14 protein-coding genes are annotated in these 19,667 nt (G+C 57.5%); all 14 read left to right on the plus strand.

Annotated elements, in window-relative coordinates; all coding sequences use genetic code 11:
* Positions 1 to 66: 66 nt before the first annotated feature.
* The 14 genes from FJU08_RS01315 (at position 67) to FJU08_RS01380 (ending at position 19,667) form a co-directional block, all read left to right on the plus strand.
* Positions 67 to 1,944 (plus strand): hypothetical protein, encoded by a 1,878-nt coding sequence (locus FJU08_RS01315; protein ID WP_141147170.1) that lies wholly within the window; start codon positions 67 to 69, stop codon positions 1,942 to 1,944.
* 421 nt (positions 1,945 to 2,365) lie between these two features.
* Positions 2,366 to 2,881: a hypothetical protein gene (locus tag FJU08_RS01320; RefSeq protein ID WP_141147171.1), complete on the plus strand. Its 516-nt coding sequence runs from the start codon at positions 2,366 to 2,368 to the stop codon at positions 2,879 to 2,881.
* Positions 2,882 to 3,406: 525 nt separating this feature from the next.
* Positions 3,407 to 5,095: a hypothetical protein gene (locus FJU08_RS01325; protein WP_141147172.1), complete on the plus strand. Its 1,689-nt coding sequence runs from the start codon at positions 3,407 to 3,409 to the stop codon at positions 5,093 to 5,095.
* 375 nt (positions 5,096 to 5,470) lie between these two features.
* The gene (locus tag FJU08_RS01330; RefSeq protein ID WP_141147173.1) at positions 5,471 to 5,671 is read left to right on the plus strand and encodes a hypothetical protein; all 201 of its coding nucleotides are present in this window, start codon (positions 5,471 to 5,473) and stop codon (positions 5,669 to 5,671) included.
* Positions 5,671 to 7,221 (plus strand): portal protein, encoded by a 1,551-nt coding sequence (locus tag FJU08_RS01335; protein ID WP_141147174.1) that lies wholly within the window; start codon positions 5,671 to 5,673, stop codon positions 7,219 to 7,221. The genes FJU08_RS01330 and FJU08_RS01335 overlap by 1 nt, the downstream gene beginning before the upstream one ends.
* Positions 7,218 to 7,583: a hypothetical protein gene (locus tag FJU08_RS01340; RefSeq protein WP_141147175.1), complete on the plus strand. Its 366-nt coding sequence runs from the start codon at positions 7,218 to 7,220 to the stop codon at positions 7,581 to 7,583. The genes FJU08_RS01335 and FJU08_RS01340 overlap by 4 nt, the downstream gene beginning before the upstream one ends.
* 10 nt (positions 7,584 to 7,593) lie before the next feature.
* A complete protein-coding gene (locus FJU08_RS22660; protein ID WP_181409709.1) occupies positions 7,594 to 8,463 on the plus strand; it encodes a hypothetical protein in 870 nt (289 codons plus the stop codon).
* A 205-nt stretch (positions 8,464 to 8,668) separates the two neighbouring features.
* Positions 8,669 to 9,547 (plus strand): phage capsid protein, encoded by an 879-nt coding sequence (locus FJU08_RS01350; protein WP_141147176.1) that lies wholly within the window; start codon positions 8,669 to 8,671, stop codon positions 9,545 to 9,547.
* A gap of 59 nt (positions 9,548 to 9,606) precedes the next feature.
* Positions 9,607 to 9,882 carry a hypothetical protein gene (locus tag FJU08_RS01355; RefSeq protein ID WP_141147177.1) on the plus strand — a complete coding sequence of 92 codons (276 nt, stop codon included), beginning with the start codon at positions 9,607 to 9,609 and terminating at the stop codon, positions 9,880 to 9,882.
* 70 nt (positions 9,883 to 9,952) lie between these two features.
* Complete coding sequence (locus FJU08_RS01360; RefSeq protein ID WP_141147178.1) at positions 9,953 to 10,582, plus strand: hypothetical protein; 630 nt, start codon at positions 9,953 to 9,955, stop codon at positions 10,580 to 10,582.
* Complete coding sequence (locus FJU08_RS22665; protein WP_181409710.1) at positions 10,582 to 12,618, plus strand: phage tail protein; 2,037 nt, start codon at positions 10,582 to 10,584, stop codon at positions 12,616 to 12,618. The genes FJU08_RS01360 and FJU08_RS22665 overlap by 1 nt, the downstream gene beginning before the upstream one ends.
* A 10-nt stretch (positions 12,619 to 12,628) precedes the next feature.
* Entirely contained in the window at positions 12,629 to 13,195 is a 567-nt protein-coding gene (locus tag FJU08_RS01370) for a hypothetical protein (RefSeq protein ID WP_141147180.1), read from the plus strand.
* Positions 13,196 to 13,197: 2 nt separating this feature from the next.
* Entirely contained in the window at positions 13,198 to 16,029 is a 2,832-nt protein-coding gene (locus FJU08_RS01375; RefSeq protein ID WP_181409711.1) for a M15 family metallopeptidase, read from the plus strand.
* A 14-nt stretch (positions 16,030 to 16,043) separates the two neighbouring features.
* Entirely contained in the window at positions 16,044 to 19,667 is a 3,624-nt protein-coding gene (locus FJU08_RS01380) for a hypothetical protein (RefSeq protein WP_141147182.1), read from the plus strand.

The following is a 19,667-nucleotide window of genomic DNA, read 5'->3' on the forward strand; positions in this document are numbered from 1 at the left end:
GTCAACCGAATGGCGGGTTTTGGCCCGCCTTCTGACCCTTGAAAAAGTTATCCACAGGTAAATTTGATGCAGGAACAGGGGACAAGCGGAGGGGCAGCACGGGTTGGCGGACTGATCGCCGGGGCGAGTGCGCGCGTGAAGCTTGAGAAAAAGCGTGCTGCTGCTGCCTATCCGCCGCCGGGAAAGCCACTTGAAGGCATTTCACCGGGGGAGTGGCAATTGCAGGGCTATGTCGATGAGACAGGGTTTCTGCCGCAAAATTGCCCAGTGCGGCCGCTCGGCTATGACGGCGAGAATTTCTATTTCGTCGACACTATGGGGCAGGTTTTCAACACAGGTGACAGTGCTCTCGGCGTTGAGCGCCTGCAGAAGCTTTTCGCCGGTCATGAAGATTTCCTCTATTGGGCGTGGCCGGCCAAGGACGTCAAGAAGATGTTCGCGGATCCGGGTTTCAAATCTGAGCGGGTGCGGCGTGATCTTTTCGCAGCCTGCAGGGCGCGCGGGGCCTGGACGATGAGCGACACGGTGCGCGGCCGGGGCGCCTGGCGCGATGACCAGGGCAATCTTCTGCTTCATTGCGGCGATGCCATGTGGATCGACGGACAGCTGGAAGATACCGGCGAATATGACGGATATTTCTATCCCCGCCGGCCGAGAAGCTTTGAGCCCTGGGCTGAGCCGGTGAAGCAGGAGGATAATCCTGCAACGCAGCTGTTCGAGATCCTGCGGACGTGGAATTTCGCGCGTGGCGACATTGATGTGATGTTCCTTGTCGGCTGGATTGGCGTTGCGATGCTGGGCGGTGCACTTGAATGGCGCCCGTCTGTCTTCCTTGTCGGTGATGCCGGTACCGGAAAATCAGAGCTGTTCGGCAAGAACGGGCTGATACGATCGGTTCTCGGCCGGATGATGGTGGCAACGACCAATGCGACGGAAGCCGGTCTTTATCAGCTTGTTGGTCATGACAGCGTTCCAATCGCTATCGATGAGCTCGAGGGCGAAGACGGGCAGGATCAGGCGCAGAAAGTAATCAAGATGGCGCGTGATGCCGCGTCCGGATCCGTGCGCATCCGTGGCGGACAAAATCACAAGGGCGTTGAATTCCAGGCGCAGAGCTCGTTTGCCTTTTCCGGTATCAACCCGCCGCCGATACCGCCGGCAAACCTTACGCGACTTGTGATCATCGAAATGATGCCGCTGAAAGTGACTAGCAACAAGGCGCCGGTGCTTTCTGCAGCTGAGACAGTCGGCCCGCGATTACTGCGGATCCTTGCTGATGGCTGGCAGGACCTCGAATACAAGCTGGACCAGTATTATGCCATTCTGCGCGAAGCCGGGCATAACAGCCGAGGCCAAAAGACCTTTGGAACCTTCCTCGCCCTCGCCCATACGCTTATCGGCGACGATGGGCTGAAAAAGCTTGGCCTTCCATGTGAGGCAAACAGCGATACGTATAAGTGGGCCGAATGGCTCAAACCTGATGCTCTGCCGGAACTTGAAGGCGGCGGAGAGACATGGCGCCAGGCGATTGAATTTATCCTGACCAGCGAAATTCAGGCTTATGCCGGCGGTGTGCGCAAGACGGTCGCCGAGGTGATTGAGGATCTGCGCGACGGACGCGGTGACAGCAGCCATGAAGTGGCCTTCAATGATACGAGAACGATGCTTGGCCATGCAGACCTTGGCCTGCTCTCGGCCGGCAAGGCCGGCTATATCCTCGCAGTGCCGCTCTCGTCGAAGAAACTCGGCCGTGCACTTATGGATACGCCTTTCGGTGATCCAGGCGGCAATGGTTCGTGGAAATGGGCATTACGACGCGCTCCACCGCAGATCGTGTCCAGGGATATCGATGCTGGGGGCGCGCCAGACAATCGTATCAGGATCGCGGGGCGGCGAACGCGCTGCCTGTTCATTCACCTAAGGCAATTTGAAGCATCAACATGACGTTCTCTACCGAAAGGTGCAGAGCACCGCCGAATTTTGTCTTTTTGGATAGGGGAACCCGCACCCTGACCCGTCGCAATGCGAGTAATTGCGCGGTTGACCTTCTGCGCTCTGGCGTAGGCTTTATTCATGCGTGTGGTGGCGCGAAATTCTGTCCCGGCTTTGTCCCGGATTTGTCCCGCTCAATTTTCACCATAAGCCATTGTTTTAATACAGCGATTTCTATTCGTGGGACAATGGGACAACGGGACAGGAAAAACTCTCACATACACATGCGCATACGCACATACATGAGGAATAATTTTGTCCCGTTGTCCCATTGTCCCACATATATACCTATATCATTGATATATATGAATAAATATAGAAATAAACATTGGGACAAAGCCGGGACAAAGCCGGGACAGGTTTTGAGGGCGGCATGAATAAACAATCTGAAAATACTGCTGATGAGGGATCGGGTGAGTTCGCCGATGCCGGTGCGGCGTGGGAGCGCCGGGAGGCCGAGCGGCTCGGCCGGGACCGGAAGGCAAAGCCGAGGCGTAAGCCCGGCAGGCCACCAGGATCGACGAACAAGCGATCGCGTGACCTTCTCGCCCTCCAGGAGGAGAAGGGTTACGCGGACCCGGTTGAGGCCCTAATGCAGTACTGCACCATGCCGGCCGAGGCGCTGCATGCCTGGATCTGCGAGCGCGAAAGCGGCAAGAAGCCGTCTTTGTGGGAGGTTATGCAGCATCAGGCCTCCATGCGGGTTCAACTGGCGCCCTTCCTGCACGCGAAGATCATGAGCATGCCGGCCGCAATTGAGGAGCTGTTGCCGTTGCTGATGATCAACCTCGGCACCAATCAGCTCGACCAGGCGCGTCAAATTGCCGAGCAAAAGGGCATCCCGATCGGCTCACCTCTATTGGAAGGAAAAGCCAATGAAAACAAGTAGTTGGATGTATCGTTGTCATGTGATATTTTCTGAATTGCGTCACACGGTATCCAAGCTGTTGTTTTCACTGAATGTTCTACTGATCAAAGATCAGTTGCAGTGCGCAGCCTGGTGCGATGCGGATGCCACCCCTGCCCCTCGATCGATCACGGCATGCGGCGCGCCATGGCCGCGCGGCCAGCGCGCGGGCCTTCCCGACGACGGGGGGTACCCCCCGGTGCAGGGGTCGGCGCTTTCGCACCGATCCCAATTTCAGCCATTGGGCGCTGATATGTCAAAAAACGTTCAATCTGGACGATGCGCCGCGTTTGCCCTGGGCGTGGAAAGGGTCGGGGAACATGAAGCTAAACGGTCCCTCCCGCCTCGATCGGGGTCAGGGGATAGCGGATCAGATATCCTGCTATCCGGATTTTGTGCGGGATTGATTGAAAGGACGATCTCCGGCCTCCGGCCTCCGATCGACATCGAAGGTGTCACCGCGCATGCGCGCGCGGTGACTGGTCTTTCCGTCAGGAGCGCGCGCCGATGAGCGACAGAAACGCGGTAATTACACGCGATGATCTGCGTGCCCTTTCTGCGGCTGAGGAGCGCGCGCTTGTCGCAAGGTATGAGATTGACGAAAAGTTCAATCCGTTCTCATACACCCCGCCTGGTCCAGTTGCTCAGGCCTTTATCCTGTCCAATCTCCCTACGGCTGTCATCATGGGGCCGCTCGGCGGCGGCAAGACCACCGCCTGCACCTTCAAGCGTATCTATGAGGCAACACAGGCACCAATCGCCTGGCACCCTGCTGATGGAAAGCCGACGCGTATGTGCCGCTGGATCGTTCTGCGCGATACGTTCAGATCAGCCGAAAAGACCGTTCTCGAGAGCTGGAAACAGTGGTTTCCGAAAGGGTACCCGGGATCAAGCTGGGCGGGTGGGAATGATCGCCCAGTGACGCATACACTGCGATTTATGGGGTCAGATGGCATCCGTATCGAGGCAATCACCGAATTTGCGGGGCTTGGTGAAAACTCGATCGAGACGATGATGAAAGGCCGTGAATATTCAGGCGGCTGGCTCAACGAGACAGATACGCATGCAGATGGATCGATCGATGACATGGAACAGCGTGTCGGCCGCTATCCATCTGCTGCAATCCTGTTGTCGGTCGATGAGCTGGAAGATCTCGGCCGGAAGCTGGGGCATCGGCTTGTCTCTGGCCAGCGGAAATCGGTCGTTATCGGCGACATGAATGCGCCAACAATCGACAACTGGACGTATCGTGTTCTCGTCAAGTTGAAAACACCGGATCGCCACCTGTTCGAACAGCCTTCAGGCCGGGCCGATGATGCGGAAAATCGGTATAATCTCGAGCCGGATTACTACGATCGGATTGTTCGCAACCAGGAAGATTGGTTCATCCGGCGTATGGTCGATAATAAATTCGGCTATTCGCGCGCCGGCAAGCCGGTCTATGATGGCTTTGACCGTCCCCGGCATGTCGCCCGATCACGCATCATTGTGGATCCACGCCTGGCGCTCGGCATCGGTGTCGATATCAGCATGAACACGCTCAACCCTGCGGCCGTCTTCGGGCAGGTGCATGCGCCAGGCAGGATTATGGCGGTGCGCGAATTATACCTCGGCCATGGTGTCGGCGCTGCGCGCTTTGGCGAGGCTATGTTGCAATGTCTTTCAGAGCATTTTTCGAATGCCTCGAAAGTGCGCCTGTGGGTCGACCCCGCCGCAGAATATGGCGCCGATCGCGAAGGCGGCCAGCTCACAGCAATGGAAACGCTTTCGGTGATCCTCGGCATTCCGGTTCTCATTCCTGCTGGCGGATCAAATGAGCTTGGCATGCGCCTCGATGCCGTCAAGACAGAACTCAGGGGCTATATCGAGCCAAATACACATCTGCAGATCGACCCGGAAGGCTGCCCGCTTCTGCTTGAGGGGTTTGAGGGGAAATATCGCTATAAGCGCAAGCCTGAAAAAGCATCGACCGATTACGAGGAGCAGCCGGAAAAGACGCATCCGTGGTCTGATTTGCAAGATGGCCTGCAATATCTCATCCTCGGTTTCCGCGGTCGCGCTGGCATTATCCGCGGTGCTGCAGACAAGGATCGGGAACCGAAAAATAGTGGCGCCTGGTCAAGTCAGAAGCGCAGCAGTTCGACGCCCTGGGGACAGCAGGGTTTTGACCCGCATGCAGTTGGCCTGAAGCGATGACAGTGGAAATCGAAAGTCCGGCAACAATCTTTGATGTTGCGGCTCTGTCTGGCGCGGCAAGCCAGATTGACTGGGCCGTTGCAAAAGAGATGTGGAGCGCTGGCGAAAGCTTCGTGCTCCGGGCCGATGGTAAGGAAATCGGCCTGTTTGGCCTCTACCCATGCGACAATAACGTGGCGGAAGCATGGTTCTGCGTCACGCCGGCCTGCGCCCGCCACATGCTTTTTCTCATTCGGCAGATCCGGTTGACGCTGGATAGCCGGCCTTACGATTTCATCATGGCTTATTGCAGGACTGATGCGGGCAAGCGGATCGCACGGGCCTCTGGCTTCCGCTTTCTCGCGGACGGAACGGATTTTGAGCAGTGGGTGAGAGATGGGCGATCTATTCGGCGGCAACAGTGGCAAGGATCTGAAGGCGCAACAGGAAGCAAATCAGCGTAAGCAGCTTGCGGATCTGGCGCGGCAACAGGCGGAAGTTGACCAATCCGTCAGCAGCAAGGCCGGGCGCAATACCGGTAGCAAGCTTCTGTCATTCCTTTCCGGCTCGGGTGTAGATACCCTCGGCGGTGCCTGATGAGCAAAACACAACGGCTGAAAGACCGCCGCGAGGCGGCCAAACGTGAGCGTGACGAATTCCAGCCGCTGCTCGATGAGGCCTATCAGTACGCAATCCCCTACCGTAAATCGGCGAATTCCGAACGCAGCGGAACCTCGCGCGGCGAGAAACGTGTCGACCAGGTCTATGATCATACAGCGATCGACAGTGCGTTCCGTTTCGCCGGAAAACTTCAGCAAGATTTCTGGCCTGCAGGTCAGGACAATTTCAAGCTCGAGCCCGGCCCGGTCATAATCTCAAAAGAAGACCGTGATCAGCTTACCAAGCAGCTCGCGCCCATTACACAGGTGGCTGGCGCCTTCTTCGATGATGGCGACTGGGGCATGGCATTTCATGAAATGGCGCTTGAGCTCTCGGCCGGGACCGGTGCAATTCTCATGGATAGCTCTGAAGACCCGGAAAAACTCTGGGAACCGATGAGCGTTCCGATCGATGAGCTATTGCTTGAGAATGGCCCGCGCAATCGCATTTCCGGTATCTTCTGGACCCGCCGCATGACCGTGCGCGTCGTCAGCGAAACATGGCCAAACGCTCCTCTCGGCGAAAATCTGAAAGAAAGGCTGAAGCAGAAGCCGGAAGACGAAATCAAGGTCTACCAGGATACCGTTTACGACCCGAAAAAGAAAAAATGGGTCATGACAGTCTGGTGTGATGACCAGACGGCAGCGCTGCATGAGGTCGAAAGTCGGACAAATCCGTGGCTATCGCCGCGTTATTTCCGCGTTCCGGGTGAGACGCAGGGCCGTGGCCCGGTCATGCTCGCCATGCCGACAATCAAAACGCTCAACACAACAGCCAGACTGCAGCTTCAGGCGGCGGCAATTGCGATGCTTGGCGTCTATACAGCTGTGGATGACGGTGTGTTTAATCCCGATCTTGCAGTCCAGGCGCCGGGCGCTTTCTGGAAGGTAGCCCGCAATGGCGGAACGCTTGGGCCGTCGGTGCAGCGCTTCCCGGATCCTCGCCTTGATCTTTCAAATATGGTTCTCAATGACATGCGCATGGGTGTGAAAGCAACCATGATGGATCAGAGCTTGCCGACAGACGGCGCGGCCGTCAGATCAGCGACGGAAATTCTTGAGCGGGTCAAGAGACTGGCATCAGACCATCTTGGTGCTTACGGGCGGCTGGTGGAGGAAGTCACCATTCCCGCCGTCAAGCGTGTGCTCGAGCTTGCCTATAACAAGGGTTACATCGCCGAGGATATTCCGATTGATCAGCTTCTGGTGCGTATTCGGATCAAGAGCCCGCTGGGAATTGCGCGCGAGGCACAGCGGATCGAAAAAATCGTTCAATGGCTGCAGATGGTGCTGATGATCCTTGCCGATCGCGCCGGCCGCGTTGCCAAGGTCGAGGATGCCTTGATCATGGTCGGCCGCGATTTCGGCGTTCCGGAAGAACTGATCACATCAGCTGATGAGCGAAAGGCAATGGACGAACAAGAAGCGCGGGCGCAGGCCCTGGCGGCTGCCGCTCAGGTTGCCGGCGCTGGAGCGGGGATGGGATGAAAGCTCAGGATTTGGAACAGATTGTCAAAGGTGCTGCCAATGGCGATTGGAGCTGGTTCGAAAGTGCGGACCCTTCGGTAAAGCGGGCGATGGATCTCAAGCAGGCGCGTGATGCTGAAGACCAGAAGACGATTGCCAGCGCCTGGGCGCGATTTGCCGACAGCCCGGACGGAAGAAAGGCGCTCGAGCGTTTGTTTGATACGACGCTGAGGCGAGCTGTCTATTTCGCGACGCTGGGTCTTGAGCCTTCCAGCATGGCGGTTTTTGGCGCCTTCCGGGAGGGGCAGAACTCGGTTGCCCATGAGATCGCAAGACAGATTGGTCTTGCGGAAAATGAGGCCGTGAAGCCTCGCGACGTGTGAGAGGTGATGCATGTTTGACGTGATACGGAAATATCTGCCGCTTTTTGATGCTGAAGGCGGCGGCGCTCCTGGTGGCGGTGAAGGTGGAGACGGCGGCGAAGGCGGTGGAGATCCAGGGGACGCTGGCGGCGGTGCCTGGACTGCGCCGGAAGGTATCCCATCCGAGTTTATCGGCGCAAATGCAGATGAAACGCTCGGAAAGCTGCTTGGCGGCTTCAATGATGTTAGTACCCGCTTCACCGGCATGCGGGACAAGCTCTCAAAAATGCCGGCAGCCCCGAAAACGCCGGATCTTTACAGCTTCGAACCTGGTGAGAACCTATCACCATTCTTCGGTGACCTCTCACAGGACAAGATGTTCTCGGCCGCGCGTGATGCCGCCCACAAACACGGCATGAGCCAGGAGCAATTCTCCGGATTTCTCGCCGATACATTCGGGCCGATGGCAGAAGCCGGTCTTCTTTCGACACCCTTCGATGCTGCTGCCGAACTGACCAGCTTTCAGAATGCGACTGGCCTCGATAAGGCCGGTGTGTCGCGTGAGCTGCAAGCAACCGACACTTTCGCCAAGGGGCTGATCGCGCAGCTCGACATTCCTCAGGGCCTTGCCGACCAGGCGAAAGGCTTGCTTCTGGGGATGACGGACACTGCCGCCGGCAACATCGTGCTGCAGGCACTGGCAAAGCGCATGAATGCATCCGGTTTCGGCCTCGAAGGCCGTGGCGGAAATGAGGGCGCGCTGACCGAAGCCGATCTGCACAAGCTCGATGCAGACCCGCGTATCGATCCCGCGAACCGTGAGCACTCAGACCCTGAAAAGCGCTTCGACCCGGAACTGCGCCAGCGCTATGACGCTGCTTACAAACGGCTGTATGGCTGATCCTCCCACCTCATACATGCAGCCAGAAGGGCCGGCCTTGCGCCGGTCCTTTTCTGTTCCGGTTTACCGGACCGCCTGCCGGGTAGGCTTAAGGCAGACAACGGGCGGACCTGCATGAGCAATGGCCTCTCCGGCCAAGCCGGACCCTGAGCTGCACGCGGCCTCTCCAACCGGTGTTTTCAGCAAAACATCTTGGAGATGCAAAATGACCATCAATGCAAATGCCTGGAATACGACCCAGTTTGCCAACCGTGCGATGCACATCTATCAGCAGAAGGGCAACCGCCTGCGTCCGACCGTTTCCCAGGCGACGCGTATCGAGAAGAATGAAAAGGCGGTTTTCTGGCTCGCCGGAAAGTCCGTCGCCAAGAAGAAAACCCGCCGCGAGCGCAATGTCCCCGGCAACGCCGGACGCAAGAATTTTGAAGTCCCGCTCGAGACATGGGTCGCCTTCGATACCGTCGAAGAATATGACGTCGATCGCATGACGGTCGATGAAAAGGAAATCGTCTATCAGAGCGGCGCCAACGCGCTCGGCCGGGCAACCGATATCGAAATCTACGCTAAGATGGCCGCCGCCAAGACAACCTTTGACACTGGGCTCGACTTCTCGGCCGGAGCCTTCTCGGCCGCCAACGCGCTGGCGCTTTGCGCTGCTCTGCAGAATGACAAGGTTCCGTGGAATGGCGAAGTCTATTGCGGTCTTCCCTCCCTGCAGTGGAACCAGTTCATCGCCAACAAGGTCGTGAATTCGTCCGACCATGTCGGCCCGAACGGCCTTCCCTTTGTCCAGGCGACCGACAGCCGCTTCTGGAATGGCGTCAACTGGTTCCTTTTCGTCGAAGAGGATGCGGAAGACCTGTATCCCGTCCCTGCTGAAAATCAGCAGGATCTGTTCATCTGGCACAAGTCCGCGATGGGATGGGGCAACAATACCGATCTCCGTGTCATTCCGCAGTGGGATAACTACGAGGACTGCTGGACGATCAACATGCAGGCCAAGGGCGCAGCAACCACCATGCAGGAGGGGAATGGGGTCAAGCGCTTCCGTACCTCGACCAATTCCGCCATCGCCATCATCTGAATTTTCCAGCCTGGGCGCTGTTGCGCCCTCGCCTTTCCTTTCAATTGGAGACTGAAACCATGGCTTTTGATGTTAAGGGCTTCCGCACGGTTGATTTCATGTACAACCCGTCCGGCGCTGCCGGTGCCAATCTCGGCGTTCATAACTACGTCACGAACGATGATACGGCGGCGGTGGAAACGGCCGGCTATTTCAATGATCTGACCGACCGTGTGAAAAAGGGCGATCACATCGACTGCACGCTTGATCTCGATGGGACGCCGATGCGGCGCAACTACATCGTACTGTCCAATACCGGCGGCGTCGTTGCCATCTCGGCGCAGAACGTCGCCTGATTTTCTGCGCTGATCGCGGCCGCCGGTTTCACGTCCCGGCGGCCGTCTCTGCTTCTATAAGGAGGATGGCATGGAGCTCGCAACCCCGCTTGACATCGTAAACGCTGCCTGTGCGCTGATCGGTGAAACGGCAATTCAAAGCTTTGATGAGGATGCTGGTGGCGACAGCGGCGCGGCGCTGATCTATGGCATGGTGGTTGATTACAATCTCGGCCTGCAGCCCGCCGGCTTCTCTTTCGCACGCGAAATGCGCCAGCTATCCCGCCTTTCTTCCGGCACGCCCTTCACCGGGTTTGACTATCTTTTCGACATTCCCGGCGACTTCACGGGAACGCCCGTTTTCCTGACAGATGACCCGACCAATCCAGATCGCCGTTTTTCACGTTTCGTTCTTGTCGATCGCCGCGTGAGCGCCAGCGCTGACCCGCTTTATGCTATGGTCAAATTCAGGCCTGAGCCCTCGCGCTGGACGGCAACATTCAAGCGCGCAACAATTACCGCGATTGCCGCTGAGCTTGCTTTCTCGCTTGCCTCAGACCGCAATACGAGATCCGATCTCAATTCGGCCGCCTATGGCAGCTCTGTCGAAAATTACCGTGGCGGACAGATGCGTGCGGCGCTTTCCGAAGATGGGTTCTCAAACCCGCCTCGCCCGGCCGGAACACAGGCGAACCCGCTTGAACAGGCCTGGAGAAGCTGATGGTTGCGCGTCCCGGCAGAACGCAGGCCGCCTTCACGGCTGGTGAGCTCGATCCGCTGCTTTATGAGCGGATACAGCTGAAATACTTCCAGACTGGACTGCAGCATGCGGAGAATGTGGTTATCGCGCCGCAGGGTGGGTTTTCGAACCGGCCGTGCCTGCGGTTTATCGGGGCTCTGCCCTCGACTGCCTCCCGGATATTCCCATTTATGTCATCGCTTGGCACAGCCTATGATATCGTCTTCGCGGGGACGGCCGGGGAAGTCTGGTCAGCATCGGCCAAGGATGCAGATATTACCGTTCCAGATATCGGTGATGTGCTGGACGAGGTCACTGATGCCCAGCGCTTCGATACGCTATTGCTGTTTCACCGTGACGTCGAACCGCGCCGGATCCGGCTGACGGACAGCGGATGGTCCGTTGATGCGCCGCCATTTGAAAACATCCCCAATTACGACTATGGCGGCACATACACGAATGGCGTCTCTGCCGTCTGGTCTCTTCAGTTTGTTGGCCTGACAACTGGCGTATCAGTTTTTACGCTGACCGTTTCAGATCAGGAAACATGGTCAATTACCTATTCCTCAACCATGAGCGAGCTCGTCAGCTGGATCAGCAGCGCGCTCGCCGGTCTTCCGAATGTTGCGTCTGGTTTTTCTGTCAGTTCTCCTGAGAGCAACAAAATTCAAATTACCTTTTCTGGCGAAGGGAATGAGGGCGATGGCTGGGCTGTTTCGGGCGTTGTGGCGAACAAATCTGACGCTGCGATTGTCTCGGTAAAGGAAACCGTCGGCGTTGCACCCGGTGAGCCGCTTATCTCGGCTGACAAGGGCTGGCCGCAATGCGGAACATTCTATAACCAGCGCCTTATCCTTGGCGGTTTCAAAAGCCTGCCGCATGCATGGATGATGAGCCGGCAGGCCGATTATTACGAATTCAACAACCGCTTTACACAGGATGATGGGCCAGCACTTATCCCTATGGATGCGGACGGCGGCGAAGCGATCGAGCATATCTATCCATCGCTCTATCTGCAAATCTTCACCTCGCATGGTGAATACTGGATCGAGCAGCGCGGCCTCTCGCGCAATGAAGCGCCGAACCATGTTCAGTCTTCCCAGAACGGAACTGTACGCGGCATCGCGATCACGGAAAATGAGGGTGCGAGCCTTTACGTCTATAAGAACGGATCCTCGATCGGCGAGCTTCGCTACACCGATACAAGCGGAAATTTTGCCTCTCAGAACATTTCGCTTCTGGCGCCGCACCTTCTGCGTGATGGCATTTCTGACATGGCAGTGAGGCGGGCAACATCAGACAATAGCGGAAACCTCTACGGGGTAGTCCTGAGTACCAGTGCTGCACGACTGGCCACCATTTTGCGGGAACAGGAGGTAACGGCATTCACCAGGATGACGGCTGATGGTCTTACGTTTAAGGCTGTCGCAGCGAATGGAAGAAATGAGCTATCATGGATCACAGATCGCGCCGGCGCGCGCGCGCTCCAGCGTTTCGAAGATGATCTTTTGCTGGATGACGCCATTGATTTCAGTTTTGGCGTTGCCTCATCATCTCTGACCGGCCTGGATCGCCTTAATGGCGTTTCTGTATGGGCGATCGGTGACAGAAATATTTTTGGGCCATTCACTGTTTCGGGAGGAACGATCACCCTGCCCGTTGCTGTGTCGGCTGCTACCGTCGGCGTATGGTCGCCGCCAGTCGTCAAAACGCTGCCGCCTTCTCGCGAAGTCGGGACAAACACGGTTCTCAAACGGCGCGGCAGGATCCCGGCTGTTCGTATTTCGCTTTCCGATACGACAAGCCTTGCCATCTCGGTCAACGGCGGGACGCTGCGCAATGTCGAGCTGGCGCGTTTCGGTGCACTCGCCGATGTTGGTGAGCTCGACCAGGGCTTTACCGGCGAGATCCGCATAAACGGTCTTCGCGGCTATTCCGACCAGCCTTATGTGACAATCTCACAGCTGCGCCCCGGTAGACTGAACGTGAGATCCATTACGCTCGAGGCTGCACTTTAGGGAGCGCTTCATGGAAACAGCAATTGCCGCAATCGGCAGTCTCTTTACGGGTGGCGGGGCAGGCGCTGCGGCGGCTGGTGCCGCTAGCGCCTCTGCCGCCACATCAGCGGCTAGCGGTCTTGCCAGCGCAGCAGCATTGAAAACCGGCTTTGGGATCCTGTCAGGTGTTTCGGCGCTTGGCCAGATTGGTCTTGGCCTGTCGCAGGCCTCAACATTCAGAGCTCAGGCCAATGAAGCCGATTTGCAGGCGGGCCAGGAACAGGTTGCCGCGCAACAGAGACAAAACCAGATCCGGCGAGAGATGGCTGCAATCTTTGGTGACACAAAGGGAAAATATGCGGCGGCCGGTGTCGATCTGACAGGCGGCATTGCCCAGGACCAGGCGCAGAAGAACGCGCAGGCTGCCGTTGATCAGATCTCGATCGACCGACGCGACAGTGAATTCCTGCAGGCGCAATATCGTGCCAGGGCGCGCAATCTCCGCAATAATGCAGGAAGTGCAATTGGCGGCGGCCTGCTGAGTGCTCTTGGCACGACTTCGTCGGCGGGACTTTCAATCGCGCAGCTTGGGAGCTGATGATGGCGAGGATCAGATCTCTTCAGTCTGAGGGCCGCGCCGGCAGCGGTGTGCCATCAGCTGTTACCGGCGGGGGCGGATTTGCCGCGAAACTTGCCGATGTTGCAGGATCGCTTTCGACCAGGATTTATGACCTTGCTCAGGGTGCGGCACAAAGGGCCGGATTGCTGGCTGGCACTCAACAGGTTGAGGCACCGGCATCAGGGCAATATGCCACGGGCGACCCTTATGCTGCGAAAGGATATCTGCAGCAACATACCGACAAGGGTCAGGAGGCTATCCATGGGCTTGATGATAACTTCTCGGTCAAGCTGGCAAACCTGTTTCAGGCGGCACCTGACAACATCAGGTCTGGCCTTGGCATTTATTCCGGCTACCGCTCGAATGAGCACCAGGCCAAACTCTATTCAGCGGCGCTTGCAAAATACGGATCAGAAGCAGAAGCGCGCAAATGGGTCGCGCCACCCGGACACAGCCAGCACAATAAAGGCATGGCCGCCGATGTTTCCTATAACGGGGTTTCGCTCTCCAAGGCGCCTAAAGAGGTCACCGACTGGATCCACCAGAATGCCGCAGCCTATGGGCTGAAATTTCCCCTATCCAACGAGAACTGGCACATTGAGGATGACAGCACACGCGGCGGAAAGGGAACAACGATTGATCCGCGCCCTCTGGCGCTTCGCCGCGACGGTACGGTTTTTGGCGAAGCCTATGACCGTGCTGCATCTTCGGCATATCTGTGGCGCGTCCAGTCCGGCCTTTCACGCGAACTGTTTCAGGCGCAGCAGGATCACCCCGATGATCCTTATGCATTTTCGGCCGCGAAAGAAGAAATCAGAACACGTTATCTGAATGATCCTGCGCTTTCGGACCCGCTTTTGCGTGAGGCGTTTCAAAAGGGATTTGAGCAAACGTCTGACGGCTATCAACGGCAGACCGCAATCGCCTACGGCGCAAAGCTGAAGGCTGAGGAGCAGTCTGCCTTTGCTTCCGGTATCGATGCCATGGGCGTAAATATTGAGCGCCAAGCTTATACCTATGGCGCAAACCCCGATGGCGACAAGGTTGTCGGTGATCTTGTTACCAGCAGCCAGCGCTCCATTGACGCTGCAATTGATGCAGGAACAGTCACGCCGGCGGCGGGCGAGACCCTGAAGCAGGATATCGCCATGCGCGCCAGCCAGGCGCGTATCCAGGGAACCTATGATGCGCTGCCGACGCCTGAGTCCAAACAGGAATTCGCGGCTGGTCTCGTTGATCGCTGGAAAGAGCAGGATCCTGCGCTTGGCGCGTTCAATGATGCGTTCATGAGTGATATCCAGTCTCTGCAGCGAACGCTGCTGAGTAATGCTGCATCGCTGACGACGGCGCAGAAACAGGCGAATGCGACACGCAAGGCGCAGCTTTCCACGCTCATGGATGATGATATTGCCAGCGTTCTAGCATCAGGCAAGGGGCTTGATCCGTCGGCAGGTCTCTCCATGGCCGAGCTTGAGCAGTATTTCACGCCGGCCGAGATTGCCAAATTCCGCGATGAACGCAATCTGAGCCTTGATATCCACGACGCAACGTCTGGCATGGATGCCATGACGGCTGATGATATCGCCGCCCTGGTCGAGGATATGAAGCCGGAACCGGGGCAAAACGGCTATGCTGATCAGCAAAAGATCTATGATGCGGCCTCAAAAAAAGCGGCCGCCATTCTGAAGGCGCGTGAGACTGACCCGCTCGGCCAGGCAGCAGCGGCCGGAATTGTAGAAATCCAGCCGATCGACAGCACCGATAGCGGAACCATCACGCAATCACTTGTTGCCCGTTCACAAGCGGCGAGAATTGCAGGCGGTGTGCTCGGCACTGAAATGCCGCTTTTTACAAAGGCTGAAGTTGATGCGCTGAAGGTACAGGGAAAATCAACTGATCCGGCGCTGTTTGGTGCGGTAATGCAGCAAATGGATTTTCTTGCCAATTCGGACGGGCTGCTATCCGTCAAGCAAACTTTCGGCGCGCCGATGATGGAGGATCTTCAGGTGTGGCAAAGCAAGATGCGCTATGCAACACAGGCTGAAGCGCAGGACTGGCTCAAACAGCATGCAGATCCTCAATGGCAGGAACGGGTCAAGCCACTGGTTTCCAGCGGCGAAGCCAAGGCGCGCGAGGTGCCATTTCAAGATATTGTTTCCGAGCTGGATCCGAACTGGATCGCCGATATCGGCGCGCCGATCGACGATGCCAGCAAGCGGGCAATGCAGAACGACTACACGATGCTTGTCGGCCAGTTTTATTCGCGGATCGGCGATATCGACGCGGCGCAGAAACAGGCTATTGAGGCAATGAAAACCGTGTGGGGGCGTACCGACGCGCTTGGTGGACGTGGAGGAAGGCTCATGGCTTATCCGCCTGAAAAATTCTACCCCGCTGTCGCCAGCAACCAGCGATACCTGAAGACTGAAATGCAGGATCTGGCGAAGGCGGCTGGTGTCGAGATAGATCAGCTTTCGCTGGTTTCCGATGCAAAGACGGAAGCTGCAGCAGATCGGCATGAAGCGCCAGGCTATCTGATTTCGATCGTGGATCCGCAAACCGGTTTTGATGAACTCCTGACGGATGATGCCGGCAGGCCCTTGCGGCATTTCTTTGATCCTGAGGCGGCACGCAAAGATGCCATGGCCAAGGCCGAACAGGACCGCTCTGACGCAAACGGCATGGCGCCGATGACACCGGCAGAACGGAAGGCGGCACGGCAACAGGGCGGAACGGCAGCGCCTCTTGAAATCAATATTCCGGACAATAAGCCGAAACCCAGTTTTGGCCGTTCCCGCTCTCCGGGCCACTAAACAGGACAGAACATATGCCGCAGGTTCCAGACGAATATATTCCCGCGCGGCCGACGCTTTCAGCCGGTCCCGCGATGCCGGATGAAACACCATCACTTGTGCAAACAATCGGTGCAGCCGGAACCATCGCTAACTGGCCGTATCGTGGCTGGCGTTATGTTCAGAACCGGGCCGAAGGGCTTTATGACCCGAACTATAATCCGTTCGATGATATTCGCGGCACGAAATATGAGAGCGATCCCGGCCGGTTTGCCTATGCACGCAACGCTGACGAAACACAGGCCATCAAACAGGAGTGGGATCAGGACGAACATGCGCGTTCCGTTCTCGCCCGTTCCGGCTGGACCGGAACTGTGGCAACGCTTGGAATGGGGTTGGTCGATCCGACGATCTTTGTTCCGATCCTGCCGATTTTCCGCGGTGCGGCTGCAGGGGCGTCCACATTGCGGATCGCCGCCGATGTTGGCCTTACGGCAGGCGCGACCGCAGCGCTTGGCGAGGCTGTGATGAATGCCACGACGCCGGACTATTCGGCGCAAGAAATGGCAATGAATATCGGCTCGGCGACAATTCTCGGCGGCTTGCTCGGCGCCGGCGCCGGGGCGTTGATTAACCGCAGCGAGCGATCGGCTATAGCTGCCAAGCTCACGGCAGACCGTGAGGCATTCGGGGCCGACGTGGCTGGATCTGCGCCGCAGCCGCAGGGCGCAGGCGCGGCCGCTTCCGATACAAGGCAGCTGGATATGCGAACAGTTCCGGGTCTCGATAAGCTGCCCGATCCGACCGCAAAGATTTCGCCATCCCGGCGTGTCCTTACCTCGCCGTTTGTTTCGGCCAGGCGTGCAACAGCAGACCTGGTGGAGACGCCCTATATCTTTGACGAAAATGTTGCGGGCATTGCGACGACGCAGGGACCGGCGCTGGATCGAAGCGTCAAGATCGCGGTTTCCAAGGCGCGTGTTGGCATGAGCCGCATGTTTGAAGATGCCTATAGCCGTTATCGCTATGGTGAAAGCGTGCCAAACACGATCATGCGGACGAAGGACAAGGTCTCGGATCTGATGCGTCCGCCGGAAAACGGCAAGCTCACATTTGAGGCCTTCAAGGCCGAGGTATCGAATGCCATGATCAATGGCGACAAATCGGCTATTCCGGAAGCGCAGGAGGCGGCGCAGTGGCTGCGCAGCAACGTATTCGACCCCTGGAAAGAGCGTGCGGCAAAGGCAGGATTGCTGCCGGAAGACGTTGGCGTTGCGACTGCCGACAGCTACTTCATGCGCATCTGGAACAAAGACCGACTTATTGCCAGACGGCCAGAAGCCGTGCGGATCTTCTCGGACTGGCTTGCGGGCGAGGAAGCGAAAAAGGCAAAGCTACAGGCGCAGATTACCGATGATGCGGGATTGCTCGAGACCTATAGCGAGACGGTGGACAAGCTTCAGCGTGATCTGGCAACGGCGCAACGCAAGCTGCAAAAGGCTGGTGTTCAGGCTGGTGAGGCAACCAGTATCAACAGTTTCGCTTTCCGCAGATCCGGCCAGATGCGCGAAACCCTGCCGGATGCAGGATCCCGCATAAAATCAATCAAGAGCAATGCACGCGGCGGCGCTGTCTTCGAAAGCAGGGTCAGAAATCGTGGCAACGTGCTGGGTGACCGCATGAGCGGGCTTTCAGCCGAGATCGATGATCTGACGCGCCGCCTGAATGAGGCTGTAACAAGACGGGACAATCTCCGGAGCCGTATCGAGGATACTGTCAGCCAGTGGGATGGCAAAAGCACGGCTGAGGCAAAAGCCGCATTGAAGGCAAGAGCTTCAGCCGAAGCCGAGCGGACAGCAAAGATCGACGCAGGTGAATTCAAGGGAACGCCAAAACGCATGACCTCGGCCGACAGTGCGGTCGATCTTGCCGTCAAGCGCATCCTAAGCGGAGAACGCATTCTCGATCGGCAGGAGCTTGATGCGCTCGCAAATGAGATCGTCGATCGTATCGTCGGCGGTCCTGATGGCCGGCTGCCTTATGATGCGCACAAGGGAAGCGGCGGCACGGTTCCTGGAACCAATGCGCGCGGCCCGCTGGCGGCGCGAAATTTCATGATCCCTGATAACCTTGTACGCGATTTCCTTGAGCAGGATGCACATCACGTTGGCGACCGCTATCTGAACACGATGGTGCCGGATGTGCTGCTGACAGAGCGCTTCGGTGATGCCGACATGACGGAGGTTTTCAAGCGGCTGAATGAGGAAGCGGCAGCGCTTGAAAAGGCCGCGCCCGACGAAAAGGCACGGCGCGCGATCGGCCGAAAGAAAGACAGTGTCGAGGCCGATATCGCAGCAATGCGCGACCGTATTCGGCATACCTATGGCTATACGAGTGACCCGCGCTCTCGCCTTATCGGACGCGTTGCGGCGACGGCCGCACGCTATGATGTGATCACCAATCTTGGCGGCGCCGCGCTTTCAGCGCTTTCCGATATGGCGGGGCTGCAATGGCGCTATGGCTTTACCGGCGCTTTCCGCCACGCCTGGCTTCCATTCATCAAGGCTATGGGAAGCAGGGAAACCAGAGCAGGCGTGCTGAAATATCGTGAGCAGCTGCAGACACTCGGCATTGCCGCAGAAACATATCTGGCGACCCGGATGCGCAGCGCCTATGACGTGCTTGATATCTACCGGCCAACAACGCGGTTTGAGCGCGGAATGGAGTTTGCGGCGGATAAATTCGGCATCGCCAACGGGCTAACGATCTGGACTGATTTCGGCAAGTGGGCTGCGGGCATGATTTCATCCGGTGAAACCCTGCGCGCGGCCGAGGCGCTCGCCAACGGAAAGGCATCTGGCCGTCAGATCCGGGATCTCGCGGAAGGCGGTATCGATGCGGTGATGGCTGACAGGATTTTGCAGGCTGCCCAGGCGCCCGGCGGCATGGATGAAATCGGCGGAATACGGTTGCCGAACACCGGAAACTGGGCGGATAGAAAGGCAGCGGAAGCCTTTGAGGGAATTGTTGCTCGTGATGTTGATATTATGATCATCACGCCAGGTGCTGAAAAGCCGCTGATGATGAGCAAGCCGATCGCTGCCTTGGTGCTTCAATATAAGACATTCGTGACGGCTGCGAATGAGCGTCTGCTTGTGCGAAGCCTGCAGGCCCGCGATATGCAGGCTTTGCAGGGTGTCGTTTCCGCGATCGGCCTCGGGATCTTGTCTGACATGGCTTATCGCTGGATCACCGGACGCGAAGCACCAGAGAATACGGCCGACTGGATCAAGGCAGGTGTGACAAAGAGCGGCATTCTCGGCTGGTATCAGGAAGGCAATGCGGTGCTCGAAAAATGGACTGGAGGCACAGCCGATGCGTTTCGCCTGATTGGCGCCGGTCAGCCTGACACCCGCTATATCAGCCGTTCACCAGGTGCGGCGCTGATGGGTCCCGTCTATGGCAAGATGGAAACAGCCGTGACCAGGCTGTCAAAACTCGCGGCAAAAGGGCTTGGTGAAGATGTGGAATGGACTGCCGGCGATACACGCCAGATGCGCCGGCTACTACCATTCCAGAACCTTTTCTATATTCGCAAGCTTCTCGACAGCCTTGAAGGCGGCTTCAATCAGGCAATTGGCGTGGAGCCGGCGAAGTAA

Source organism: Martelella alba (assembly GCF_006516955.1).
GTDB classification, from domain to species: domain Bacteria; phylum Pseudomonadota; class Alphaproteobacteria; order Rhizobiales; family Rhizobiaceae; genus Martelella; species Martelella alba.